This is a genomic window from Providencia sp. PROV209, assembly GCF_028479485.1.
GTDB lineage: Bacteria > Pseudomonadota > Gammaproteobacteria > Enterobacterales > Enterobacteriaceae > Providencia > Providencia alcalifaciens.
In genome coordinates this window covers 44,268-70,395 of the sequence record NZ_JAMPNR010000017.1, presented here as the reverse complement: position 1 = coordinate 70,395, position 26,128 = coordinate 44,268, and the positions used below count along the sequence as shown (strand labels likewise).

The window sequence follows — 26,128 nt, the reverse complement described above, 5'->3', positions numbered from 1 at the left end:
AAAGTAGGAAGCTTGGCTGATATGGCTTTTATGTTTCACTTACATGACAGTAAACTGTTAATCTAATGATGGATCGTAGCCTTACGTTGAGATATTCATAATTCTGTCACAAAACTGACGCATAATGCGGTCACATTAAAAATCTCTTCTTATTTACAGGAACAATCATGGCAAGACGCATTCTAGTTGTTGAAGATGAAGCGCCCATCCGAGAAATGGTTTGTTTTGTATTGGAACAGAATGGTTTTCAGCCTACAGAAGCTGATGATTATGATTCTGCAATAGCACAATTGGTTGATCCATTACCTGATTTAGTGTTGCTGGATTGGATGATCCCCGGAGGTTCAGGCATCCAAGTGATCAAACATATGAAACGAGATAGTGCTACGCGTGATGTCCCCGTAATGATGCTAACCGCGAGAGGGGAAGAAGAAGATCGTGTGAAAGGGTTAGAAGTTGGCGCGGACGATTATTTAATTAAGCCGTTCTCACCAAAAGAATTGATAGCCCGTGTTAAAGCAATTTTGCGGCGCATCTCGCCAATGTCGACAGAAGATATTATTGAAATGAATGGGTTAGTGCTTGATCCGACTTCCCATCGTGTTACGAGTAATGAGATTCCCATCGATATGGGACCTACCGAATATAAGTTACTTCACTTTTTTATGACCCATCCAGAGCGAGTCTATAGCCGCGAGCAGTTACTTAATTATGTTTGGGGTGCAAACGTGTATGTCGAAGATAGGACGGTGGATGTGCATATTCGTCGTTTAAGAAAAGCGTTAGAGCTAGATGGGCATGATAAAATGGTGCAAACGGTTCGTGGTACTGGCTACCGCTTCTCTGTGCGTTATTGAGAAACCATTAGGGAGAAACAGGGGTGCTTGAACGCTTATCCTTAAAACAGCTGATCTGGGGGCTGTTTTTATTTATTTTACCCGCACTAATATTATCTATTTTTATTGGCCACCTGCCGTGGCTATTGGTTATTTCATTACTAGCTGCGTTAATTTGGCATGGATATAACCTGCTAAAACTTTCAGACTGGTTGTGGCTAGATAGAAGTATGTTGCCACCAGATGGTAAAGGGGGCTGGGAGCCAATATTTTACGGTATTTATCAAATGCAGCAGCGTAACCGTAAGCGCCGCCGCGAATTAGGACAACTTATTAAACGGTTTCGCAGTGGAGCTGAGTCTCTACCCGATGCGGTCGTTATGATGACCACGGAAGGCAATATTTTTTGGTGTAACCGCCACGCTCAACAGCTTCTTGGCTTTCGCTGGCCAGAGGATAACGGGCAGCATATTTTTAATTTATTACGTTATCCTGATTTTAGCCGTTATTTCACGGTGAAGAGTTATGACCAAGCGCTGACGATTGAATTGAACAGCGGTGAAATTGTGGAGTTTCGCATTTTGCCATACACCAGTGACCAGTTATTGATGGTGGCTCGAGATGTGACTGAAAAGCGCAGATTGGAAAAAGCACGCAGAGACTTTTTTGCCAACGTTAGCCATGAATTACGTACACCACTGACCGTCATTCAAGGTTATCTCGAGGTGATGGATGACCAAGAAGGAACATCACCGATGAATAAAAAAGCCTTATCGGTGATGCAAGAGCAGACCCATCGGATGGATAATTTAGTGAAGCAATTGCTGCAACTATCACGAATTGAGGTTGCCCCTCAAATTAATCTTGATGAACAGATTAATATGCCGGTCATTCTTAAAATGATTGAACAAGAAGCCATTGGCTTAAGCCAAGGGCGACATGAGTTTGAATTCGTGATTGATGAAAAACTGCGAGTGCATGGTAATGAAGAACAGTTACGCAGTGCGGTTGCTAACTTGGTTTATAATGCGATAAACCATACACCGGAAGGGACGAAAATTAAGGTAAAATGGCAGAAAACCAATAACGGCGCACAATTTAGCGTGAGTGACAATGGTCCTGGAATTCCTGCTGAGCACATTCCTCGCTTAACGGAACGTTTTTATCGTGTGGATAAGGCGCGCTCTCGACAAGGTGGTGGGGGAACGGGCCTAGGTTTAGCGATTGTTAAGCATGCTGTTCAGCATCATAGCAGCCAATTATCGGTCACCAGTCAGATTGGTAAGGGCAGTGAATTTTCCTTTACGTTACCGCCTGTTTTTATTGTGTCAGATAAAAAATAGGTGTGCCAAATAATCGCTAAAAATGAAACCTTGCTAATAAAATCATTGCATTAGCAAGGTTTTTTGTTTTGCTATTTCTTCCTTTTTGACGTTATTTTTAATCGCCGCGCTATATTTTCATTGTTATCCCGCAATTTTCTTCATCTTATCCTGCCAAAATACATTATGAGTGGTTAAATAATGTTTTGTTGCTGTTTTTTTAGCCTGAATATATACGGGATATTGCAAATTTACTGACAGTAATCACTGGTTCTTAAATTTAGTTTGGTACTTTATTCTTGTTTTCAGGTTTGCTCTTGCCTTTTTTCCCTATAAAAGTTTTACTTGTCGCCAGTTATTGGCGATTTTTACTGTTTTTTGATGTTTAGTATTACAAAGCTAACCAAGGCATGCATTTTATAGTGTTAAAGTCATGTTAATCAGAACTCTATTTCGTCATATATGTTCCAATAGGTTATCTATGAGATAGCCTGTTTTTAATTCATAATTTACTAAAAATTAACATAATATGGCTCATCGTTTATCATCCAGAGATATCCTCGCCTTAGGTTTTATGACCTTTGCGCTATTTGTTGGTGCTGGAAATATCATTTTCCCGCCAATGGTCGGTTTACAAGCAGGTGAGCAGGTTTGGACTGCTGCACTTGGTTTCTTAGTCACTGGCGTCGGTCTTCCTGTTCTTACTGTTGTTGCACTAGCAAAAGTGGGGGGCGGTATTGAAGCGCTCAGCACGCCGATTGGTAAAACTGCTGGTTTATTATTAGCTGTCGTTGCTTACTTATCAGTAGGACCTCTTTTCGCGACACCAAGAACAGCAACCGTTTCGTATAAAGTGGGTATTGCGCCATTGCTTGGTGGTGAATCGGAAATCTCCCTATTGGTTTATAGTGCAATCTATTTTGTACTGGTCATCGGAATTTCGTTATATCCAGGTAAGTTACTTGATAGCGTGGGGCATATTCTGGCGCCAGTAAAAATGTTGGCACTGGCTATATTGGGTATTGCGGCGGTGATGTGGCCCGCAGGGCAACCAATTGTGGCAACGCCAGAATATCAAAATATGGCATTCTCTAATGGTTTCATCAATGGTTACTTAACGATGGATACATTAGGTGCGATGGTGTTTGGTATCGTCATTGTGAATGCGGCGCGCTCACGAGGTATCGAAAACTCCTCATTATTAACTCGTTATACTATGTGGGCGGGCTTAATTGCAGGGGTTTTATTAACGCTGGTTTATTTATCGCTGTTTAAACTGGGCGAGAATAGCGGTTCATTAATTCCAAATCCTGCCGATGGTGCTGATATTCTGCATGAATATGTTCAGTACACTTTTGGGAACTACGGTAGCTTCTTCTTAGCGGTGCTGATTTTTGTTGCCTGTATGGTAACTGCTGTTGGTTTAACCTGTGCATGTGCTGAATTTTTCAGCCGTTATGTCGCAATTTCTTACCGTAAGTTAGTGCTAATTTTGGGTCTGTTCTCCATGGTGATTTCAAACCTTGGGCTCAGTAAGCTGATCGCATTCTCACTGCCTGTTTTAGTATCGATCTATCCGCCTTGTATTGTTTTGATTTTGATGAGCTTTACATTGAAATGGTGGCGTAATCCAACCATCGTAATTGCACCGACGATGTTAACAAGTTTTGTGGTTGGCTTGATTGGCGCAGTGAAAGCATCGGATAGTTTGAAGATCTACATTCCAGATTGGATGACGTCTATCCCATTATACCAACAAGATTTAGCTTGGGTGTTACCATCCGTCGCTGTGCTGGTTGTTGCTATTGTGTGTGATAGATTCATTTCACCATCTAGCGAACATCATAAGCACGCGTAGTATTTTGTAAATACGCAATAAAAATGCCAGTGGAGGATAATCCCACTGGCATTTTTCGTTATCATGATGACTGAATTAATTCACACCCACAGCACTACCCGCAGGGCGGCGGACATCGTTAGAGCCATAGATAAAGCCTTCGCGAACTTTACCGGAAACGGCAGAATCGTTACCTGAGGATTTTGCACTGACACCTGCACCATCAGGAATACCAATCATAATCAGCTCCGCAGCGCCCCATGGCGTCTGTTCAACCATCTTATATCCCATTTTATCTAGTAGAGCTAACGTATCTTTAGACACGCCACGCTGTTCATAGTAAACCTCGTCTGGGAGCCATTGATGGTGAATTCGAGGGGCATTTACCGCTTCTTGTGGAGGCATACCATGGTCAATAATATTTAACGCGGTTTGTAAGGTAATCGAAATAATACGAGAGCCACCCGGTGAGCCGAGAACTAAGAACACTTTGCCATCTTTGGTGACAATTGTTGGGCTCATGGATGATAGTGGGCGCTTACCGGGGGCAATGGAGTTTCTTTCTCCTTGTACTAATCCATACAGATTTTTTTCGCCGACTTTGGTGGTGAAATCATCCATTTCATCATTCAAGAAGAAGCCTGTACCCGGTGGAATAACGACGGAGCCAAATCGACCATTAATCGTATAAGTGGTTGAAACAGCATTGCCTTTATCATCTACCACCGAATAATGGGTGGTTTCTGGTTTTTCATGTGGTCCTATACCAGGCTGGACTTCGGTAGACGGCGTCGCTTTGTTCGGAACAATTTCTTTTCGCAGATCTGCCGCATACTGTTTACTGAGTAATTTGCCTGTCGGGTTATCGACAAATGCAGGATCACCTAGGAATGTATTGCGATCCATGTAAGCATGGCGCATCGCTTCGGTCAGTGTATGAATATATTCTGCTGAGTTGAAGCCCATTTCTTTTAGGTCATAACCTTCTAAGATATTGAGGGTTTCACAGATAGTCACACCGCCGGAGCTTGGTGGTGGGGCAGAGATAAATTTGTAGCCGCGATATGTACAGCTAACAGGCGTTGTGTCTGCGATGGTGTAATCTGCAAAGTCTTGAGCCGTCAGGATCCCACCGTTTTTCTTCGAGGCTGCCTCTACAATTTTAGGTATATCCCCTTCATAGAAGGCGACAGGACCGTTATTAGCGATTTTTTCTAAGGTGTTAGCTAAGTCGGTTTGAACGAGCAAGTCTCCAGGTTGGTAAGTACTTCCATCTGGTTTTAAGAAGATACGAGCGACTTCAGGATCTTGTTTAAAGCGTTCAGTTGTGGTGTCGAGTACATCCGTATCTCCACGGGTGAGTACAAAACCTTCTCTTGCGAGTTTAATTGCAGGCGCCATGACTTGTTGGCGGCTCATCGTGCCATATTTTTCAAGGGCATAATCTAAACCTTTGACTGTGCCTGGAACGCCTGAGGCGAGGTAGCCGTATAAGCTGGCATCTTTGATAAGCTTGCCATCTTTATCTAAATACATGTCGGCACTGGCGGCTTTTGGTGCGGTTTCTCGAAAGTTAATGAAGATATCTTTGCCATCAGCAAGGTGAAGTGTCATAAACCCACCGCCGCCGATATTACCACAGCACGGGTTAACAACGGCTTGCGCGTAACCGACTGCAACCGCAGCATCCACCGCATTGCCTCCAGCTTTTAAAATATCAGCTCCAATTTGGGATGCGAGGTGTTGAGAGGAGACAACCATACCTTTTGTCGCTTCAACAGCGGGTTCGGAAGCGGCGTAAAGTTGACTTGATGTCAGCAAAGAAATCAGTAGTAAAGAAGGGCGCCATGCATTTTTTATCATTGGTATCTCCCGATTAAATGAAGGAAGTAACGCTTAGATGTAATACAAATAAATAATTTGTTAAATATTTGTATCGTTAAGATATAGCATGAATTATTTAGGGGGCTGAACAGCAAAAGTAGAAAAGTGTTAACGAGGTAGGAAAAATTGCAGATAAGAGATGTAAAAATGCCGGCATTGAGCCGGCATCTGAAAACTTAATCGGTAGAATTACAGACCAGTTGCGTTTTTAGTCAGGTAAGCAGCAACGCCTTTTGGTGATGCGTTCATGCCTTCTTTACCTTTTTCCCACTGAGCTGGGCAAACATCACCGTGCTCTTCGTGGAATTGCAGCGCGTCAACCATACGCAGCATTTCGTCGATGTTACGACCTAATGGCAGGTCGTTAACCACTTGGTGACGAACAATACCGTTTTTGTCAACTAAGAAAGAACCGCGCAGAGCAACGCCCGCTTCTGGGTGCTCGATGCCGTATGCTTTCATGATTTCACGTTTGATATCAGCAACCATCGGATATTTAACTTCACCGATACCGCCGTTATCAACAGGCGTTTTACGCCATGCGTTATGGACGAACTCAGAGTCAAAAGAAACACCAACGATTTCTACGCCGCGTTTTTTGAATTCTTCATAACGATGATCAAATGCAATCAGTTCTGAAGGACAAACGAAAGTGAAGTCCATTGGCCAGAAGAAGATCACAGCTGGACGACCGTTCAGGTGGTTTTTCAGGTTAAAGTTATCAACGATTTCACCATTACCAAGAACAGCTGCAGCAGTAAAGTCAGGGGCTTGACGTGTTACCAGAACCATAATGTACTCCTATGAGTTTTAAGGGTTTCTATCTCCGCAATCATAATGGGGCATGCGGATAAATATAACCTAAGGATAAGGATTTATCCTTGGAGAATAAAGGCATTAAAACCAATCAATATGATAGCTTTTACCTATCAATGGTATCAATTTGGCAAATTAATATCAATAAGATAGTTTTATTCCATTAAAGTGCAAGTTTTAATTTATTCAGATGCACGTAATGTGAACTCTTGGGCAAAAAGCTGTTGTTCCGCCGTCTCAATCATTAATGGATAAAACTGAAAGAAAATATGTTCAAGCTCTGGATAATTAAGTAAAAAATCATCAAAAGAGCCACCCAAGGCAGCCAGCTTCGGTCGGCGTCTTGCCATGCCATTGAGCGATTTCCCGATATACTCTTTTTCTGCATAGCGAGTCAGCCATTGCTGAGACCACAGGTACTCATTTAACTCCTGAAATTTTTCAGGGGTATGACACAAATCAGGTTCAATGGTTTGCCGAGCAAAACGCACGAAATCAGAGAGTGAAAGGGTAGGAACGAAGCGTGTCCAATGTCGAGAAAGAAAATGATCCCAGACCAAATCCAATGTGATAGGCGCAACTCGGCGATATTCTTCACGAAATAGGCGACGTGCTTGTTTGACGAGTGGGTGTGTATCGGTCGTTCTATCAACAGCCCTGTGCATACGGATCCCTGCGACAATATCGGCAGAATATTCCCCCGCGGGATTGCCGCGTACGTAGTCCGCCATCATATTTCCCAATAGAGAGCTTTTGGCGAGATGGGCAAGGTGAAGATGAGCAAGGTAGTTCATGTCGGTACTATAAACGAAAAAATGAAAGAAAAAAGAGTGCAGGCACATTCCGTGCGGTTTCAGAAAATATTTGCGCAATATTGCTTATTTTTTATACTAAATGGCGCTTATTTCTTGCGCCAAAGGCAGTGCAGCACTAGACTAGTCGCCTTATTTTTTTAGATTGATGTTAATACAATGCGTGTATCCGATTTTACTTTTGAATTACCAGAAGAACTTATTGCCCATTATCCTCAGGCTGAGCGTAGCTCATGTCGCTTACTTGGTCTTGATGGTGCCACGGGACAGCTTACGCATGGTGTGTTTACCGATATTCTTGAAAAATTGGAGCCAGGGGATTTGCTGGTGTTCAATAACACTCGAGTGATCCCTGCTAGATTGTTCGGTCGTAAAGCGAGCGGCGGTAAAATTGAAGTTCTGATTGAGCGTATGCTTGATGAGCACCGTGTTTTGGCTCATGTTAGAGCGTCTAAAGCACCGAAGGAAGGTGCGGCATTATTGCTTGGTGAAGATGAAAGTGTGAACGCAACAATGGTTGCTCGTCATGGTGCTCTATTTGAATTGCGCTTTGATGATGCCCGTGATGTGTTGAGCATTCTTAACCAAATTGGGCACATGCCATTGCCACCGTATATCGACCGTCCAGATGAAGAGTCTGATAAAGAGTTGTATCAAACGGTGTATAGCCAACGTCCAGGTGCGGTTGCTGCACCAACAGCGGGTTTACACTTTGATGAGCCGTTATTAGACGCATTACGTCAAAAAGGCGTTGAGATGGCATTCGTGACATTGCATGTCGGTGCGGGCACGTTCCAACCTGTGCGAGTTGATTCCATCGAAGACCATATTATGCACTCTGAATATGCAGAGGTGCCGCAAGAGGTGGTCGATGCTGTGTTGGCATGTAAAGCGCGTGGAAATCGTGTGATTGCGGTGGGAACTACATCTGTTCGTTCACTTGAAAGCGCCGCGAAAGCCAGCCAAAATGCTTTAATTGCTCCATTCTTTGATGATACCCAGATATTTATTTATCCGGGTTATGAATATCAAGTGATTGATGCCCTGATCACTAACTTCCACCTACCAGAATCCACGTTGATTATGTTGGTTTCTGCGTTTGCGGGATATCAAAACACCATGCGAGCCTACAAAGAAGCGGTTGAGCAAAAATACCGTTTCTTTAGTTATGGCGATGCTATGTTTATTACGCCAAATGCGAATGCTCGTTTTGAGCAAGTCGGCTCGGCAGAACAAGAATAAGTGGCGGCGTCGCTGCTCGCTTAGATTCAGTAACCAATAGCACCAGACTGTTTTTCTGATGCTAGGAGATAAAACGTGAAATATGAATTACAGACAACCGACGGTAATGCGCGTCGTGGTCGCCTAATTTTTGAACGTGGCGTGGTTGAAACCCCCGCGTTTATGCCAGTAGGAACTTATGGCACAGTGAAGGGGATGACCCCTGAAGAAGTGAAAGAAACTGGCGCACAAATTCTACTGGGTAATACCTTCCATTTATGGTTACGTCCGGGTCAAGAGATCATGAAATTGCATGGTGACCTGCACGATTTTATGCAATGGCAAGGTCCGATTTTAACGGACTCCGGCGGTTTCCAAGTTTTTAGTCTTGGCGCCATGCGTAAAATTAAAGAAGAAGGCGTTCATTTCCGTAATCCAATTAACGGCGAAAAAGTCTTCTTAAGTCCTGAAAAATCGATGGAAATTCAGTACGATCTTGGTTCTGATATCGTCATGATCTTTGACGAATGTACACCATATCCAGCCGATTGGGATTACGCCAAAACATCAATGGAAATGTCATTACGTTGGGCTGCACGTAGCCGCCAACGTTTTGATGAGCTAAACAATAAAAATGCCCTGTTTGGAATTATTCAAGGCAGTGTTTACGAAGATTTACGCGATATCTCCGTGAAAGGGCTGGTGGAAATCGGCTTTGATGGGTACGCTGTAGGCGGCCTAGCAGTGGGTGAGCCAAAAGAAGATATGCACCGCATTTTAGAACACGTATGCCCGCAAATTCCAGCGGAAAAACCGCGTTACCTAATGGGCGTTGGTAAACCTGAGGATTTAGTTGAAGGCGTGCGTCGTGGCATTGATATGTTTGACTGTGTGATGCCAACTCGAAATGCACGTAATGGGCATTTGTTTGTCACTAACGGCGTGGTAAAAATTCGTAATGCGAAGTATAAGTCAGATACTTCATCACTTGATGAAGAGTGTGACTGCTATACTTGTCGTCATTATAGCCGTGCTTATTTGCACCATCTTGACCGTTGTAATGAAATTTTGGGTGCGCGTCTCAATACCATTCATAATTTACGTTACTACCAGCGCTTAATGGCAGGTATTCGCCAAGCGATTGAAGCTGGCAATTTTGAGCAGTTTGCTGCCGATTTCTATCAGAAGATTGGGAAACCTCAGCCTTCATTAAATAGAGCGTGAATTTAAAGTGCGAAGTTAGCCCGATCTGTGTAGCATATCGGGCTGTACCCTTCGTTCTTGCAGCTGAATTGTGGTTATTGGCATCAGCCAAAAGAATTATTTAGTGCAAATTATAGTTTTTAGTTCTAGTTACATAATGGTTTGATGTATTTTATGTAACTTGAATTAGTTAAAGTGTAAGTTTGAAATTGCTTTCAATAACAATGAGGAAAGTTGAATGAGTTTTTTTATTTCTGAAGCAGCTGCATCAGCAGGCGCACCCGCTCAAGGTAGCCCGTACTCTCTAATTATTATGCTGGTTGTTTTCGCGCTGATTTTCTATTTCATGATCCTGCGTCCACAGCAAAAACGTGCTAAAGATCACCGTAAACTGATGGAATCAATCGCTAAAGGCGATGAAGTTTTAACAACGGGTGGTTTAATCGGTCGTGTAACTAAAGTGTCTGAAACAGGTTATGTTGTTCTTGAACTGAGTGAAAACACTGAAGTAACTATCAAACGTGATTTCGTTGCTGCTGTTCTACCTAAAGGCACAATGAAAGCAATCTAATTCTGAATTTTCCCGAAGGGAACTGCCGTGCTAAACCGTTATCCTTTATGGAAGTATCTGATGTTGATCACTGCGATCCTCATCGGTTTGCTGTATGCACTTCCAAACCTATATGGTGAGGATCCGGCTGTTCAGATCACTGGCGTGCGGGGAACCGCCGCCAATGAACAAACGCTGATCCAAGTCCAAAAAGCTTTAGAAACAGATAAAATTCAGAGCAAATCTGTTGCTCTTGAGAATGGGGCGATTTTAGCCCGTTTCAACAACTCTGACGTTCAGTTACGTGCTCGTGAAGTTATCATGAACGCGTTGGGTGACCAGTATGTTGTTGCATTAAACCTTGCACCTGCTACACCAAAATGGCTTGAAGCTCTCGGTGGTGAACCGATGAAGCTGGGTCTGGACTTACGTGGTGGGGTTCACTTCCTGATGGAAGTTGATATGGACACTGCATTAGGTAAATTGCAGGAACAAAACATGGATGGTTTGCGTAATGACTTGCGTCAAGCAGGTATTGCGTACTCTTCTATTCGTAAAGGCAGTGATTATAGCGTCGAAGTTCGCTTCCGTAACGCTGATGATCGCAGTCTTGCTGAGAAAACACTGGCGCGTAAATACCCAGACTTAGTGTTTTCTGATGGCAGCGATAACACCATGATTGCTGTTATGACTGATGAGCGCTTACGTGAAGCACGTAACTATGCCGTCTCTCAAAACATCACTATCATCCGTAACCGTGTTAACCAATTAGGTGTTGCTGAACCATTGGTTCAACGCCAAGGTGCGGATCGCATTGTTGTTGAATTGCCAGGTATCCAAGATACTGCGCGTGCAAAAGAAATTTTAGGTGCAACTGCAACCTTAGAATTCCGTTTAGTCAATACAAGTGTGGATAGCTCAGCTGCAGAAAGTGGACGTATTCCGGGTGATTCAGAACTCAAATCTGACCGTAATGGCGTGCCTTATGTTCTGTATAAGCGTGTTGTTTTAACGGGTGACCACATCACTGACTCAACGTCTGAAACGGATGAAAATGGTTACCCTCAGGTCAGCATTAGTCTTGATAGTGCAGGTGGCTCTATCATGTCTGACTTTACCCGTGACAACCAAGACAAGCTGATGGCAACCCTGTTCGTTGAGTACAAAGACAGTGGTAAAAAAGATGCTGCGGGTCGTGCGATTTTAGTCAAAGATGAGAAAGTGATTAACGCTGCACGTATTCAAGCTCGTTTCGGTAGTAAGTTCCGTATTACAGGAATTGATAACGCAAACGAAGCGCGTCAATTATCCTTGCTGTTGCGTGCAGGTGCACTGATTGCACCAATCCAAATTGTTGAAGAACGTACAATCGGTCCAACATTGGGTATGCAAAACATTGAGCAAGGTCTGAAAGCGTGTATCGCAGGTCTGTTAGCCTCTATCCTGTTTATGATTATTTACTATCGTAAATTTGGTTTGATCGCGAGTAGTGCTTTGATGGCAAACTTGGTGATGATCGTGGGTATTATGTCTCTGTTACCAGGGGCAACACTGACTATGCCAGGTATTGCAGGTATCGTCTTAACCCTTGCGGTTGCCGTCGATGCTAACGTTCTTATAAATGAACGTATCAAAGAAGAACTGCGTAATGGGCGCTCGGTACAGCAAGCGATCCACGAAGGGTATAAAGGCGCCTTCTCAAGTATTACCGATGCAAACTTAACGACGCTGATCACGGCAATTATTTTGTACGCAGTGGGTACAGGGTCGATTAAAGGCTTTGCGATTACGACAGCGATTGGTGTCGCAACCTCTATGTTTACAGCTATTGTTGGTACACGTGCAATCGTGAACCTTCTATACGGTGGTAAACGTATTAATAAGCTGTCAATTTAAGGAGCACGTTGTGGCACAGGATTATACTGTTGAACAATTGAACTATGGTCGTAAAGTTTATGACTTTATGCGCTGGGACAACGTTGCCTTTAGTATTTCTATCATTTTACTGATCGCTTCTTGTGTGATTATCGGTGTTAAAGGCTTTAACTGGGGACTTGATTTTACGGGCGGTACCGTCATTGAAATCAACCTTAGCCAGCCTGCTGATTTGGATAAAATTCGTGATAGCCTATCTAACTCGAATCATAAAGATCCATTAATCCAAAACTTTGGTAGCAGCCGTGACATCATGATCCGCTTACCACCTGTTGAAGGTGTAGCGGGTCAAGAAGTGGGTAAAGAGATCATTACTATCATCAATAAAAACGTTGATGAGCAAGCGACGGTTAAGCGTATTGAATTCGTGGGACCAAGTGTAGGTGCTGAGTTAGCACAAACAGGGGCACTAGCGTTATTAACGGCGCTGATCTGTATCCTGATTTACGTTGGTTTCCGTTTCGAATGGCGTTTGGCGGCAGGGGCTGTATTGGCGCTCGCTCATGACGTGGTGATCACATTAGGTATTCTGTCTCTATTCCATATTGAGATTGATATGACTATCGTGGCGTCATTGATGTCTGTTATTGGTTATTCCCTTAACGACAGCATCGTAGTTTCGGACCGTATCCGTGAGAATTTCCGTAAGATTCGTCGCGGTACGCCTTATGAAATTATGAACGTATCTCTGACTCAAACATTGAGCCGTACCATCATGACATCAGCAACAACCTTATTAGTGGTTCTGATGCTGTATCTGTTTGGTGGCGCAATGTTAGAAGGCTTCTCACTGGTTATGTTAATCGGTGTGACTATCGGTACGATTTCATCTATCTACGTAGCTTCTGCATTAGCACTGAAGATGGGTATGAAGCGTGAGCACTTAATTCAGGCGAAAGTCGAGAAAGAAGGTGCAGACCAAGAGTCTTTACTGCCTTAATTTTTGCGTAGTATAAAGCGTTGAGAGCACCTTGCGAGTTCTACTTGCAGGGTGTTTTTCATTTCAGGACTGAGTTACACTACCTACCCTATAAATAGAATCAGGAATTCCTATGCATTGCCCATTTTGCTCAGCTGTAGATACGAAAGTGATCGACTCGCGTCTGGTTGGTGAAGGCTCTCAAGTGCGCAGGCGCCGCCAATGTTTGGTGTGTCATGAACGCTTCACCACCTTTGAAGTGGCGGAACTTGTTATGCCTCGGGTAATTAAAAGTGACGACATACGCGAGCCCTTCGATGAAGAAAAACTCAACCGAGGTATGCTAAAAGCATTAGAAAAGCGTCCTGTCAGCTCTGATGCTATTGATCAAGCGATTATTTCTATTAAATCCCACCTACGTGCAACAGGCGAGCGTGAAGTGCCTTCCAAGTTGATCGGTAATTTGGTGATGGATGAGCTCAAAAAGCTCGATAAAGTGGCATATATTCGTTTTGCTTCGGTTTATCGTAGCTTTGAGGATGTACGTGAGTTTGGCGAAGAAATTGCTAAGTTACAGGACTAATATTGATGCTTGAACAAGACCGTATTTACATGGCGCGAGCCTTTGAATTGGCAAAAGAAGGGCGCTTTACCACGTCACCAAATCCTAATGTGGGTTGCGTCATTGTCCGTGACGGCGAGATTGTGGGTGAAGGCTATCATCAAAAAGCGGGTGAGCCTCACGCTGAAGTGCATGCATTGCGTATGGCTGGGGATAAAGCAAAAGGTGCGACAGCCTATGTGACCCTTGAGCCTTGTAGCCATCACGGTCGTACTCCGCCTTGTGCGGAAGCTTTAATTAATGCCGGAATTAGTCGTGTTGTTGCGGCGATGCAAGATCCAAACCCACAAGTCGCTGGGCGAGGTTTATATATGCTCAATCAAGCGGGCATCGAAACGGCTAGTAATATTTTACTGGAAGAAGCTGAAGCACTTAACCGTGGCTTTTTAAAACGCATGCGTACCGCTTTTCCCTACATTCAATTAAAACTGGCAGCCTCGCTAGATGGCAAAACGGCTCTAGCGAATGGGGAAAGTAAATGGATCACAAGTCCTGCGGCGCGTAAAGATGTTCAGGTATTACGTGCTCAAGCGAGTGCGATTTTGAGTACCAGCAATACGGTTCTTGCGGATGATCCAGCTTTAACCGTACGTTGGAATGAGTTACCTGCGGATATTCAAGCAAAGTACCCAGAAGAGACACTGCGTCAGCCAATTCGTATTGTGCTAGATAGCCATAACCGCGTCACCCCTGATCATAAAGTCACTCAGCTAGAGGGGGAATGTTGGTTAGTCCGCCCGACGCCAGACACAACAGTCACATGGCAAGGTGATGTTGAGCAACTCGCTATCCCTGCGGATGACAATGGTATCGATTTAGTCATCTTAATGATGCAATTAGCGAAGCGCAATGTGAATAGTATCTGGGTTGAAGCTGGGGCTAAACTGGCGGGTTCGCTATTGAAATTAGGCTTAGTCGATGAGCTAATTGTGTATATTGCACCGAAATTACTTGGGGATGCGGCACGTGGTTTAGTGAGCCTCCCTGAATTAAGCGCATTATCGGATGCGCCTAAATTTGAATTTACTGACGTTGAAAAAGTCGGTAGTGACCTTCGTGTAAGGTTGCGCCCTGTATGGTAAATGCGTTTTTTTTAGCTGTTTGCTGAAATTCACTCATACGATTACCTAAAGAATGTGATAAAATCCGCGCCCCGCGGGTTATAATTAATATTTGAGGAAGATTATGAACGTAATCAAAGGTGTTGTTGCTGCGCCAAAAGCGCGTGTTGCTATCGCTATCGCTCGTTTTAACAACTTTATTAATGATAGCCTGCTGGACGGTGCTGTTGACGCGTTAGAGCGTATTGGTCAAGTTGCTCAAGACAACATCACTGTTGTGTGGGTACCTGGTGCATATGAATTACCATTGACTGTAAAAGCACTGGTCGAAACCAAAAAATATGATGCAGTTATCGCATTAGGTACCGTTATTCGTGGCGGGACTGCTCACTTTGAATTTGTTGCTGGTGAGTGCAGCTCTGGGTTGTCTCAAGTTGCAATGAACAGCGAAGTTCCTGTGACTTTCGGTGTGTTAACCACTGAAAATATCGAACAAGCCATTGAGCGTGCAGGAACTAAAGCAGGTAACAAAGGTGCAGAAGCTGCACTGACTGCGCTCGAAATGATTAATGTGATTAAAGCTGTAAAAGGCAAATAATGCGCGTCGTATTTCGGGCTCAATGAGCTCGGAATATGCTGTGTAGTTTTTTTATTTAAGGGGAATCTTGTGAAACCTGCTGCTCGTCGCCGCGCTCGTGAGTGTGCTGTACAGGCCATTTATTCATGGCAATTATCCGGTAATCCTATTGCCGAAGTGGAATATGAGTTTATTGCTGAACAGGACATGTCTGACGTTGACGTAAACTATTTCCGTGAATTAATTTCTGGTATTGCGAACAATGCCACGAAGCTGGATCAATTAATGTCACCTTACTTATCTCGTCAATTAGAGGAGTTAGGTCAAGTTGAGAAAGCAATTTTACGTGTCGCGATGTATGAACTAAGCTATAGACAAGATGTACCTTTCAAGGTTGCGATAAATGAAGGTATTGAATTAGCTAAAGTTTTTGGTGCTGAAGATAGCCATAAGTTTGTCAACGGTGTGTTAGATAAAGCAGCGCCTGTAGTACGTCGTAAGAAATAAACATAATCAGGTTCCCTCCTGTAATACGTGAGTCACAATGAGTAGGCTGGGTTCCAGTCTACTCTAGTACTTATGTCTGGTTTTTCTGTTTATTTAAAATCAGACATAGCGAAAATGGAAAATCTACCATGTCATATGGCGAATTTGACCTCATCGCACGTTTTTTTAATCGTCAACCTATAAACCGACGTGATGTTAATATCGGTATTGGCGATGATTGTGCGCTAATGACTATCCCCGAAAAACAGCAAATTGCTGTGAGTACTGACACCCTAGTTTCTGGTATTCATTTTTTACCCAATATCTCTCCTGCTGACCTTGCTTATAAATCTCTCGCCTCAAATTTAAGCGACCTCGCTGCAATGGGGGCGGATCCTGCTTGGGTTTCTTTAGCTATAACTTTACCAAGCGTGGATCATGAGTGGCTGCAATCCTTTAGTGATATGTTGTTTGAACAATTGAATTACTATGGTATGCAACTGATTGGCGGAGATACAACTCGGGGTCCAATGAGTTTAACGTATACCGTGCATGGTCTCGTACCTGCTGGAAAAGCATTAACGCGTTCCGGTGCACATAATGGTGACTGGATTTATGTTACCGGCACATTGGGAGATAGTGCTGCGGGATTAGCGATACTACAAGATAAATTGCATCCTGAAAATCGTGAACAGAAACAGTGGTTGGTTGGTCGTCATTTACGGCCACAACCTCGTATCTTGCAAGGTCAGGCCTTACGTAATCTTGCATCCTCTGCGATAGATATCTCTGATGGCTTAGTATCCGATCTTAACCATATACTCAAAGCCAGTGGTTGTGGCGCGAGAATTAATCTTGATGCTTTGCCACAGTCAGAAGCTTTAAAGGCGAACTGTTCCGTCGATCAAGCTCGAGTTTGGTCATTAAGTGGCGGTGAAGATTATGAACTCTGTTTTACGGTACCTGAAATGAATCGTGGTGCGTTAGAAGTCGCTTTAGCGCATACAGGGGCAGGCTTTACATGTATTGGTCAGATCAGACCACAATCTGAAGGGATCAGCTATTTTTGTGATAATCAAGCTGTTGAGGTTAATCTCAAAGGCTTTGATCATTTTGTTTAGGAAAATGTCCATGGCGACCACACAAGAAAAAGCAGCAGCAAAAAAACGATTGAATATGCGAAATCCGTGGCATTTGCTTGCTACAGGATTTGGTAGTGGTTTATCGCCAATTGTTCCTGGCACAATGGGATCATTAGCGGCTATTCCATTCTGGCTATTAATGAGTCATCTGCCGATGTGGAGCTGCTGGGTTATTATCGTGGTTGGGTTCTGGTTTGGATGTTGGATCTGCCAGCGTACTTCCGATGATATGAAGATTCATGACCATGGAAGTATTGTTTGGGATGAGTTTATCGGTATGTGGATTACGCTCATGGCGATCCCTGTTGTCAGCGTTCAATGGGTGATTACTGGATTTTTAATTTTCCGTGTTTACGACATGTGGAAGCCTTGGCCAATCCGTATTTTTGATCGTCGAGTCAGTGGTGGATTCGGGATCATGATTGATGACATCATTGCTGCGATATTTGCTTATCTGACAATTTGGTTATTGGTCCATTATCAAGTGATGCCTTTCTAATTTTTCAATTAGCCTGTCACGATAATTGGTATTTTTAGATAATGAAAGCCCTAGTTAAATACTAGGGCTTTTTGATTAAGTTAAATTATTTTTACTTCGTTTTTTTGTGAATATAGTTAATTTTATTTGTAATAATTAATTTTACCGTGATTGTATTTTAATCACCATTTGTTTCAAAATGTAAAAACCAAGAATTAAATTTAACCTCTAAATAAGGGTATCTAATTTATTTTTTCTTTTTTGTAGGAAAAACTAACTGAGCAAAATTCACGTATACGCGATATTATCTATGGATTTATTAATTATCTAATTGAACATAATTTCTATTACACATTGATATATAATTTATATCAACGTCATTAATATCATTAATGTCGAAGCTTGATAAGTAAAAATAGCGCATTGTTGAACTACTTAATTAAAAACACCAATAATATGTGTTTTTATTTTGAAATATAAATTTACAAATTGTTACAGCTGCGATTCTCTAAGTACATGTACCAATTTATATTCATCAAGTAATATGTTTAAAAATAACAAGCAAGAATTAATTTTTATAAAATGTACGTTATTTTTAGAAGAATTAAGTTTATCTATTTCGCTTGTTATTCTTTAAATAAAAAACCATTAAAAATTTTATTTTGATGAGGATTTATTTATCTCAATTTTATATTAATTATTATTAAGGGTTTATTATGTTTTTTAATAAAAAAAATCTAACCGTATTATTTATAGCGACTGGCTTAGGTTTCTCGGGTGTGGCAATGTCTGCAACTAACGCACAGATCACTGTTACTGGAAATATCGCTGCTGCAACGTGTGATTTAATCGTATCAAATACCGGTATTGATTTAGGTACTTTTATTTCATCAGATATTAAAGCGGCAGGTGTTATTGCAGGTAGTACTCGTGCTTTCGATATGAGTTTATCGAACTGTGGTAAAGCATTCGATGGTAAAGACAGTAAATTTATACAAATGCATGCGAAAGGTACTGCTTTGGCTACAAATACCGCTTTATTTAATAACATCGATAAAGGAACTGTGGGGGTAGAAGTGACCGCGGATGGTAAACCAGTAAAACCAAATTCAACGATCCCATTAGAGAGTATTAAGACAGTTGCTCAAAATGGTTCAGCCGTGATCCCGATGACGGTGGCTCTGAATTCTACCATGCTTCAGCCGGGTTCTCAGCGTATTGAAGCGCCAATCACTTTCTCTGTTAGCTACGAGTAAGGTTTGCAGTGAAATGGCCGCTTTTTGCCATTTCACGATTTTATTCATGACTTAAAGATAAAAATGAAATTATTAACTTTACTACGCGCATTACCAATTATTGTGACGCTATGTTTTATTCAGATAGACACAACTTGTGCAGCGGGTGTGGGAATTAATGCCACGAGAGTCATTTTCCCCCAAGATAGCCAATCTGTTCCAGTTACGCTTCGAAATACTACAGAGAAGGAAGAATATTTGGTTCAGGTTTATTTGACTAAAATAGCCAAAGGTGCGACCCAAGACCAAACTTTAGATGTGCTTCCTCCTATGTTCTATCTGGCATCAAAACGACAGCGTGATGTTCGCTTAGTTGAAGGTGCTCAGGTTGCGGGATTACCTAAAGATCGTGAGTCTATCTTCTATTTTCACGCCAGAGCGATTGCGGCGAGTGAAAAAAATGGTGAGCTGCAAAAAACATCAATGAAAGGTGACGTTAAAATCGCGTTAGAGAGTGTCATTAAAGTCTTTTACCGCCCAAAAAACCTGCCATTAACGGTAGAGCAAGCGCATAGCAGTCTGCTCTTTGAGGAAACAGCTAATGGGATCAACGTGGTTAATCCATCACCGTATTACATCACATTGTCATCATTGAGTGTGGGGGGACAAGCCGTTGCGTTAAACCCTGATCTGAACAACACCATGATTGCGCCTTTTGCCAGTATCAATTATTCACTGTCCGTGAAGAAAGGTAAAAAAGTGTGGGCAGTTATCAATGATCTTGGAGGAAGAAGTGAGTATTCACGACCGTAGCATTTATCAGCATCGATGGATGCTTCTCGCTGGCGTGTTTTCCATCATGATGATGCCTCTAGGGCATGCGGGTAACACCCTTGAGTTAATCGCTGAAATAGACAATGCGGGTGAGTGTGCAATTTCGGTGAGTCCCTCATTGATTGAGTTTAAAAGACGCCCATCAATCGGTGAGTTTGTTGCAAACGATGCCGTGGATTTACAGAGGTTAAGCTTGAAATATACGTGTACGGGCTATGAAACCAATGCGCGTCCTGAAGTCAACGTGACGGGAAGCACTGCAACAGATACCAACTTGTTTTTAACGGCAGATTCTACAGGCGCTAAAGGGGTTGGTTTTATGCTGAAAGAAGGTTCTGTAAAAGATCTTTCTGGGTATTACAACACAGGTAAAACCGTGGTGAATGGTGATTCAATATTCTTACCAGCTGACATTAATGAGGGAGAAACGCCGTTTACAGTCGGGTTTATCCGCCAAGTTGGTAATAACACAGTGACAGCTGGTGCGGTGAAAGCGGCAATTCTGTTTACTGTTGTTATGCCATAACCGGAGGCGATGTGAGCAAATATTTCTATTTTCTTATGGTGCCACTGTGGGGATTTGCAGAAGGAATATTGGCTGCTCCAAATTCAGTCAGCATTAATTTTGATGCCCACTTATACCAGCGAACATGTGAGATCAATCTTTCTGAAAGCGTGATTGCTTATGGCAGAGTGAAACCTCAAACCATTGTCGATAATGATTCGGGAAAGAGCACGGCGCTTAATCGTAATGTCTCTTTAACCTTAGCAAACTGCTCCGGTCTTGGCACATTAAGTGGGAGCAAAGTGATTGTCACAGGGCCGAATCAAGTCATGAACGGTGAAACGTTATTTAAGGAAAGTGGTAGTTCAGGTGGAGTTGGTATTCGGCTAAAAGCGGGTGGACAAAATAAAGTTAGCGGTGATTCCGTCTGGGATTTATCCGCAACCCATAACCAAGGAAATCAAATCACTGTGGTGACTGCACTTTCATGCGGTAATTGCCAAAACGTTCAAAAAATTCAATTAGGCACATTTAAAGCCACCATGATGTTTACCATTTTAGCGTACTGAATAGTACGCGGGTTAATCATTCTTATTAATAATAAAAATAACGGAATAATTTTGAGTATGTTTAAGAAAACAGGATCCCTATTTTTTATTTTTCACTTATTTGTGCTGTTAATTAGCATTAATGTTAATTCAGCACAGGCTGGATTACGTCTAGAAAAAAGCCGTATTATTTGGAGTGATTCAGATACTCAGCAGTCAGTGACATTAACTAACGACAGCGATGATATTTATTTAATTCAATCAGGCATATTTAATACGCTTACTGGAACCCAAGAATCCTCATTATTTTCTGTTATTCCACCATTGTATCGTTTGGATGCGAATAAACAGCAAACGATGAAAGTGCTATTACAAAGTTCACCCGACTCATTACCTCAAGATAGAGAATCTATTTTCTATTTTAGCGTGATTGCGATCCCCGGTGTTTCACCGGAATTAACGGAAGATGCTGCAGCACAATTATCTATTGGCTCACGCTTAGTGATTAAATTGTTTTACCGTCCTGTTGAGTTTGTCCAATCTCCTGATTTTGCGGTGGAAAATGTGCAATTTCACGCATTATCTCACGGTTTATGTGTTGTAAATCACTCGCCATATTTCATTACGCTCAGTGACGTTAGGGTGGGAAATCGTATATTTCCTCAGCTAGCAGGAACGATGCTTTCGCCTTTTAGCCAACAAAAATTAGCGATTTCAGACTCGATTTCGGTGCAAGCCCCAATGCGTTGGCGAGCAATTAATGATTATGGGGGTGACACGGCATTTTATTCAGGTTCTGTGAAGGATAATAAGGAGCAGTTATGTCAGTAATAAAATTATTGTACGGTCTTGTTTTTATGCTGCTGCTGAACCATGCCTTTGCCTCAGAGATTAACGAAGGATTTCATTTTTCTCCAGAACGGTTGGTTTATTTGGAAAGTAATCCCAAAGGTATTTCCACAGGTTTACAGAATGGCACGTCAAAAGCAGCATTGATTCAGGCACAAATCATCCCGACGGATAGTCAAAGCGGCTTGCCTGTCGTTGAGCATTTGGGGAAGAGCCATGATGCTTTTTTAATTACGCCGCCATTACATAAATTAGGGATTAATGAGCGTTTTAATTGGCGTATTCAACGTGTAAATGAAGGAAAACTGGCAACGGACAGGGAAACGGTTTTTTACGTTGCTTTAAAGGTTATCCCAGAATCAGAATCGAATCATCAGGCGCCATCGCAGTTTATTCTGGCACCAACTATTTATTTAAAAATGTTATATCGTCCAAGGCAAATTGACGCGTTACGTTTAGATTCTCAAACTGAAAAATTAGACGTAGTTGTGCAAGGCAATAAGGTCATCATTAATAATCCGACACCATTATCCATGACATTAGCAACATTATCGGTAGGGGATTATGACGTACCGGTAGAAAAATTTACTCATGGGATAGCCCCTTTTGGAAAACAGGTTATTGACTTAGATAAGCCCGTCTCTGGCACGGTTACATGGCGAGTATTGAACGAATACAGTATCCCGACAAAGCTGGAAGTAAGGGGCGCCAATGAATCTTAAAATGCACAAGATGCCTTTTGCCATTATCCCGATAGCTTTTGCGCTAGCATGCTGTTTATCAACCGGTAATGTCTTGGCTGAGCCTTATTTTGACCCGACGCTATTGAACTTGCCAGAGGGAACCCGTGTAGACAGCATTGATCTGTCGGCATTTACACGTTCTGAATCAGTGACGGCAGGTCGTTATGTGGTCACCTTGCGAATTAACAAGGAAGATCAAGGGCAGAAAGAGATCCATTTCTCTGCGGATGAGCAGGGCAATATTGTACCTGAAATCACGCCAGCCTTATTGGATGAATATGGGGTTAATGTGGATAGCATACCGACATTGAAATCTTTGCCTAAGGATGAGCCGATCCTTTCTTTAAAAGAGGCACTGCCTGATTCTCAAATCCAGTTTGATGTCGCTAAGTTGGATTTGAATATCAATATTCCACAGGTTGCTATGTGCCATAAAGCACGCGGAGCGGTAGATCCTAGCTTGTTAGATCAGGGGATCACGGCATTGCTCTTTAACTATCAGCTGAATGGTAGCAAACAAAAGTTTAGTGGTTCCCAAATCAGCGGTAAAAACACAGTGAATTCCTTGTACGCCAATATGAGCGGTGGGCTTAACATTGCGGCATGGCGCTTACGTTCTAATTTTTTATATATGGAAAATAAGTCGAAGCACAGTGGGTATAGCACCCACCATCGGGAAAGTAAATTTTCACGCACCATCCTTTCTCGAGATATTCAGCGCCTAGGCTCTGAGTTGGTGGTGGGTGAAACCAGTACGCTGAATGATGTGTTTGATAGCGTTCCATTTAAAGGCATTCGTTTATTGTCTAACGAACAAATGCTCTCAAGAGGGGAGCGTGGATTTGCACCGGAGATTCGCGGTGTCGCGATGTCGAACTCACGAATTATCATCAGGCAAAACGGCAATATTATTTACCAAACCTATGTGGCTCCGGGACCGTTTGTGATTAATGACATTTATCCGACAGGAGCTGCAGGAGACTTAGAGGTTTCCATTCAAGAGGAAGACGGTTCTACACGTGTATTTACGCAAGCGTTCTCTTCACTGCCCGTTATGCAGCGTGTCGGTGGCTTAAAATATGAAATTGCTGCGGGTCAGTATGATGGAGGGATCACGGACGGCTCTAAAGAGCAGCATTTCATGATGGGAACACTGATTTATGGGTTGCCAAAAGCTATCACAGTTTACACCGGATTATTAGGGGCGAATAACTACTGGAGTGGAATGGTCGGGACAGGGATTTCATTGGGCGCATTTGGTGCGCTTTCTATGGATATGACGCACGCTCAAACCACGATTTTTAATGAACGTAAACAAGGTCAATCTTTTCGTGTTCGCTATTCTAAAAACCTATCGGAAAGTGGGACATCTGTGGATTTAACAGCACTACGTTATTCGACGAAAGAGTATTACAGCTTTGCAGATTTCAACCAAGCTGGATATCAATTAAAGGAAAACGTCGCACCGTGGCTTAATGGTCGCCAGCGCAGTAGCTTTCAAACATATATCAACCAGTCATTAGGCAAGTGGGGTTCTATCTACTTACGTGGGATGCGCAGTGATTACTGGGGTAAAGCGGATACGGTCACGACACTGGGTCTGGGTTATAACAGTTTTTATCGTGGCGTTAGCTACGGTATTGATTACAGCATCAGCCGTACTGAAGGTAATGGAAATTGGCCGGAAAATAAGCAAGTGAGTGTGAACATGAGCATTCCGTTCAGTATTTTCAGTGGCCACAAAAGTATTGAGAACATTAACAGCACTTTTCAAGTCAGCCATGATAATACTGGGCGTACCTATCAGCAGGTCGGGATTAATGGTCAATTGCTAGAAAATAAACTTAATTATCAGTTGACTGAGAGTGGCGATAACCAAGATCAGAGCATGATGAGCTCGTTAAGTTTGGGCTATCAAGGTAGTAAAGGATACCTCGGTGGTGGATACAGCTATGGTCGTGATAGCCAACTCATGTATGCCAACGCGTCAGGTGGCATGATTATTCACGCCGGTGGCGTCTCTTTGAGCCAATATATAGGAAATTCAGCTGCGGTAGTGTATGCCCCTGATGCAGCAGGAACAAAAGTCAATAACGGCTCAACAGTCATTGATTTGAATGGTTACGGTGTACTCCCTCATTTGTCGGATTATGCACAAAACGTCGCAAGTTTAGATGTGCATACACTGCCTGAAAACGTAGAGAGTAAAGAAAATGCGTTGAACCTCTATCCAACAAAAGGTGCGATTGTGAGTGCTCATTTTAAAACATTAAAAGGCTATCAAGCCATGATCACCCTACAGCAGCCGCACAATGTTCCGATGGGCGCTATTGCATCGCTTCACCAAAATGAGACTGCAGAAGACGCTATCATTTCTGGCATTGTCAGTGATAACGGACGGGTTTATTTAAGCGGATTACCCGAGTCAGGACAGTTGGTAATTAAGTGGGGCAAAAGTGGCTCCGAGCGTTGTGAAGCGCCTTTTGAAATGGAGAAATCCGTTGAGAACGCGTATTCATCGTTACGTAATTTAACGCTGTTATGCCATTAAGTGGGCTGGATGTTTTATGAGAATGAATACAATGACGAAGAAGATATTAATGAGGCTGAAAAGCGTATTACTGAGCGGTTTGTTCATTTTAATCGTGAATGCCCCCAGCTTTTCGAAAACGGTGACAGTCCTCAATGGGCGAGGATTAATTGGTGTTTATGGTGAATACACTAAAACTGTGGGGGGTTATAGTGGTATTGGTCAGAGTGGTATAAGGGAATATCCATATGTGGGGCTATATAACAGCAGTAATTCTAATTTTAGTTATTTTGAGTGTGCGAATAGCTTTTTCCGTAGTATTGATGGTGTGACAGGCCTTAAACTTGATGATGGCGATGAAATGATTTTGGTCCCAGAGTTTACGTTTGTTGATGAAAGAACAGAATTCATCAGTGGTCGTTATGTAGATACCATTGCTGGATATTTTAATGGATGGGGTTCTGGAACTAATGAGCAATTAGGAGTGGACAGCAATTGCTTATGGATGCCTTATCAAAGCACACCGACAGGAAATCTTATTCGTCATTCTGTTACCCTGACTGGGCGTATGTTAATTTATGGAACAGGTAATCAACGAAGTGGTTTTTATAGAATATCGTCTCCATTTTTTGGGATTGCAGTTCGGGATTATTTAAAATTTGGTACTGCCGCAACCGATATAATGGTTAGGGCGAATGAACCAATGGACATTATCGTATCGGGGTTAACTTGCACATTGAACACACCAACGTATGTGAATTTTGGTTCTCACAGTGCGAGTAGTCGAAGTAATGAATTACTGGCTACGGTGAGAAATAACATGTCGGTAAATTGTGACCAAGTGACGAATAAAATCGCCGGAACTATTTCGTTATCGGGTAATGTGAAGCCGCAATATTATTCGGGTAATAGTTTGGAAATCAATTTGCTCGATACACAGCAAAAATCAGGGGCATACGTCAAAATGTATGTCATGGTCAATGGCAATAAAACGCCGATTACCGTAGATCAGCGCCCAATTGATTTAGCCAAAATTACCGCTCAACAGACGAATGTGAGTGTGAATAATGAATTGGTCTATGAGCTTTATTCCCGGGGTAATAACGTTGCAGGTAAAGTGAGCGGTAGTGCGGAACTGTCTATAATCATGCGCTAAGAATGAGATGGTTTTGCGGATTAATAA

25 protein-coding genes are annotated in these 26,128 nt (G+C 42.6%); 22 read left to right on the top strand and 3 right to left on the bottom strand.

Annotation, left to right across the window (positions count from 1 at the left end; all coding sequences use genetic code 11):
• Positions 1 to 167 precede the first annotated feature (167 nt).
• The 3 genes from phoB (at position 168) to brnQ (ending at position 4,016) form a co-directional block, all read left to right on the top strand.
• The gene (gene phoB / locus PR795_RS13320) at positions 168 to 857 is read left to right on the top strand and encodes a phosphate regulon transcriptional regulator PhoB (protein ID WP_006657174.1); all 690 of its coding nucleotides are present in this window, start codon (positions 168 to 170) and stop codon (positions 855 to 857) included.
• A 23-nt stretch (positions 858 to 880) separates the two neighbouring features.
• Entirely contained in the window at positions 881 to 2,179 is a 1,299-nt protein-coding gene (phoR, locus tag PR795_RS13315; protein ID WP_006657175.1) for a phosphate regulon sensor histidine kinase PhoR, read from the top strand.
• Positions 2,180 to 2,687: 508 nt separating this feature from the next.
• Entirely contained in the window at positions 2,688 to 4,016 is a 1,329-nt protein-coding gene (gene brnQ, locus PR795_RS13310; RefSeq protein WP_181480594.1) for a branched-chain amino acid transport system II carrier protein, read from the top strand.
• Between the two features lie 75 nt (positions 4,017 to 4,091).
• Here the strand turns inward: brnQ and ggt are convergent, their stop codons facing one another.
• From ggt to PR795_RS13295, 3 genes are all read right to left on the bottom strand, one after another.
• A complete protein-coding gene (gene ggt / locus PR795_RS13305) occupies positions 4,092 to 5,858 on the bottom strand; it encodes a gamma-glutamyltransferase (protein ID WP_036963033.1) in 1,767 nt (588 codons plus the stop codon).
• 210 nt (positions 5,859 to 6,068) lie between these two features.
• Positions 6,069 to 6,671, bottom strand: coding sequence for a peroxiredoxin C (locus PR795_RS13300; protein ID WP_006662798.1), 603 nt, complete (start codon positions 6,669 to 6,671; stop codon positions 6,069 to 6,071).
• Between the two features lie 206 nt (positions 6,672 to 6,877).
• Positions 6,878 to 7,489: an acyl carrier protein phosphodiesterase gene (locus PR795_RS13295; RefSeq protein WP_179896798.1), complete on the bottom strand. Its 612-nt coding sequence runs from the start codon at positions 7,487 to 7,489 to the stop codon at positions 6,878 to 6,880.
• A gap of 177 nt (positions 7,490 to 7,666) precedes the next feature.
• Between PR795_RS13295 and queA the strand changes: the two genes are divergently transcribed.
• The 19 genes from queA to PR795_RS13200 all read left to right on the top strand — a co-directional run bounded on the left by queA (position 7,667) and on the right by PR795_RS13200 (position 26,101).
• Complete coding sequence (gene queA / locus PR795_RS13290) at positions 7,667 to 8,749, top strand: tRNA preQ1(34) S-adenosylmethionine ribosyltransferase-isomerase QueA (protein WP_006657181.1); 1,083 nt, start codon at positions 7,667 to 7,669, stop codon at positions 8,747 to 8,749.
• A gap of 75 nt (positions 8,750 to 8,824) precedes the next feature.
• Positions 8,825 to 9,952 (top strand): tRNA guanosine(34) transglycosylase Tgt, encoded by a 1,128-nt coding sequence (tgt, locus tag PR795_RS13285; protein ID WP_006657182.1) that lies wholly within the window; start codon positions 8,825 to 8,827, stop codon positions 9,950 to 9,952.
• Positions 9,953 to 10,169: 217 nt separating this feature from the next.
• On the top strand, positions 10,170 to 10,502 hold the full coding sequence (gene yajC / locus PR795_RS13280; RefSeq protein WP_006657183.1) for a preprotein translocase subunit YajC: 333 nt from the start codon (positions 10,170 to 10,172) through the stop codon (positions 10,500 to 10,502).
• 27 nt (positions 10,503 to 10,529) lie between these two features.
• Positions 10,530 to 12,377, top strand: coding sequence for a protein translocase subunit SecD (secD, locus tag PR795_RS13275; protein WP_006662794.1), 1,848 nt, complete (start codon positions 10,530 to 10,532; stop codon positions 12,375 to 12,377).
• A 10-nt stretch (positions 12,378 to 12,387) separates the two neighbouring features.
• On the top strand, positions 12,388 to 13,356 hold the full coding sequence (secF, locus tag PR795_RS13270) for a protein translocase subunit SecF (RefSeq protein ID WP_006662793.1): 969 nt from the start codon (positions 12,388 to 12,390) through the stop codon (positions 13,354 to 13,356).
• 112 nt (positions 13,357 to 13,468) lie between these two features.
• Positions 13,469 to 13,918 (top strand): transcriptional regulator NrdR, encoded by a 450-nt coding sequence (gene nrdR / locus PR795_RS13265; RefSeq protein WP_006662792.1) that lies wholly within the window; start codon positions 13,469 to 13,471, stop codon positions 13,916 to 13,918.
• A 5-nt stretch (positions 13,919 to 13,923) separates the two neighbouring features.
• Entirely contained in the window at positions 13,924 to 15,039 is a 1,116-nt protein-coding gene (gene ribD / locus PR795_RS13260; protein ID WP_181480595.1) for a bifunctional diaminohydroxyphosphoribosylaminopyrimidine deaminase/5-amino-6-(5-phosphoribosylamino)uracil reductase RibD, read from the top strand.
• 103 nt (positions 15,040 to 15,142) lie between these two features.
• Positions 15,143 to 15,616 (top strand): 6,7-dimethyl-8-ribityllumazine synthase, encoded by a 474-nt coding sequence (gene ribH / locus PR795_RS13255; RefSeq protein ID WP_006657188.1) that lies wholly within the window; start codon positions 15,143 to 15,145, stop codon positions 15,614 to 15,616.
• 69 nt (positions 15,617 to 15,685) lie between these two features.
• The gene (gene nusB, locus PR795_RS13250; RefSeq protein WP_006657189.1) at positions 15,686 to 16,102 is read left to right on the top strand and encodes a transcription antitermination factor NusB; all 417 of its coding nucleotides are present in this window, start codon (positions 15,686 to 15,688) and stop codon (positions 16,100 to 16,102) included.
• Between the two features lie 128 nt (positions 16,103 to 16,230).
• On the top strand, positions 16,231 to 17,202 hold the full coding sequence (gene thiL, locus PR795_RS13245) for a thiamine-phosphate kinase (RefSeq protein ID WP_036978364.1): 972 nt from the start codon (positions 16,231 to 16,233) through the stop codon (positions 17,200 to 17,202).
• Between the two features lie 10 nt (positions 17,203 to 17,212).
• Positions 17,213 to 17,722 carry a phosphatidylglycerophosphatase A gene (gene pgpA, locus PR795_RS13240; RefSeq protein ID WP_006657191.1) on the top strand — a complete coding sequence of 170 codons (510 nt, stop codon included), beginning with the start codon at positions 17,213 to 17,215 and terminating at the stop codon, positions 17,720 to 17,722.
• 695 nt (positions 17,723 to 18,417) lie between these two features.
• Positions 18,418 to 18,957, top strand: a complete 540-nt coding sequence (locus tag PR795_RS13235; RefSeq protein ID WP_181480596.1) for a fimbrial protein — start codon at positions 18,418 to 18,420, stop codon at positions 18,955 to 18,957.
• A 63-nt stretch (positions 18,958 to 19,020) separates the two neighbouring features.
• Complete coding sequence (locus PR795_RS13230) at positions 19,021 to 19,749, top strand: fimbrial biogenesis chaperone (RefSeq protein ID WP_036967327.1); 729 nt, start codon at positions 19,021 to 19,023, stop codon at positions 19,747 to 19,749.
• Positions 19,730 to 20,296: a fimbrial protein gene (locus PR795_RS13225; RefSeq protein ID WP_224050822.1), complete on the top strand. Its 567-nt coding sequence runs from the start codon at positions 19,730 to 19,732 to the stop codon at positions 20,294 to 20,296. Before PR795_RS13230 ends, PR795_RS13225 begins: the two co-directional genes overlap by 20 nt.
• A gap of 11 nt (positions 20,297 to 20,307) precedes the next feature.
• Entirely contained in the window at positions 20,308 to 20,844 is a 537-nt protein-coding gene (locus tag PR795_RS13220; RefSeq protein WP_232373762.1) for a fimbrial protein, read from the top strand.
• A gap of 57 nt (positions 20,845 to 20,901) precedes the next feature.
• A complete protein-coding gene (locus tag PR795_RS13215; protein WP_272516866.1) occupies positions 20,902 to 21,654 on the top strand; it encodes a fimbrial biogenesis chaperone in 753 nt (250 codons plus the stop codon).
• Positions 21,645 to 22,394, top strand: coding sequence for a fimbrial biogenesis chaperone (locus PR795_RS13210; RefSeq protein ID WP_181480598.1), 750 nt, complete (start codon positions 21,645 to 21,647; stop codon positions 22,392 to 22,394). The genes PR795_RS13215 and PR795_RS13210 overlap by 10 nt, the downstream gene beginning before the upstream one ends.
• Complete coding sequence (locus PR795_RS13205; protein WP_181480599.1) at positions 22,384 to 24,966, top strand: fimbria/pilus outer membrane usher protein; 2,583 nt, start codon at positions 22,384 to 22,386, stop codon at positions 24,964 to 24,966. Before PR795_RS13210 ends, PR795_RS13205 begins: the two co-directional genes overlap by 11 nt.
• A 49-nt stretch (positions 24,967 to 25,015) precedes the next feature.
• Positions 25,016 to 26,101, top strand: coding sequence for a hypothetical protein (locus PR795_RS13200; RefSeq protein WP_272516865.1), 1,086 nt, complete (start codon positions 25,016 to 25,018; stop codon positions 26,099 to 26,101).
• Positions 26,102 to 26,128 lie beyond the last annotated feature (27 nt).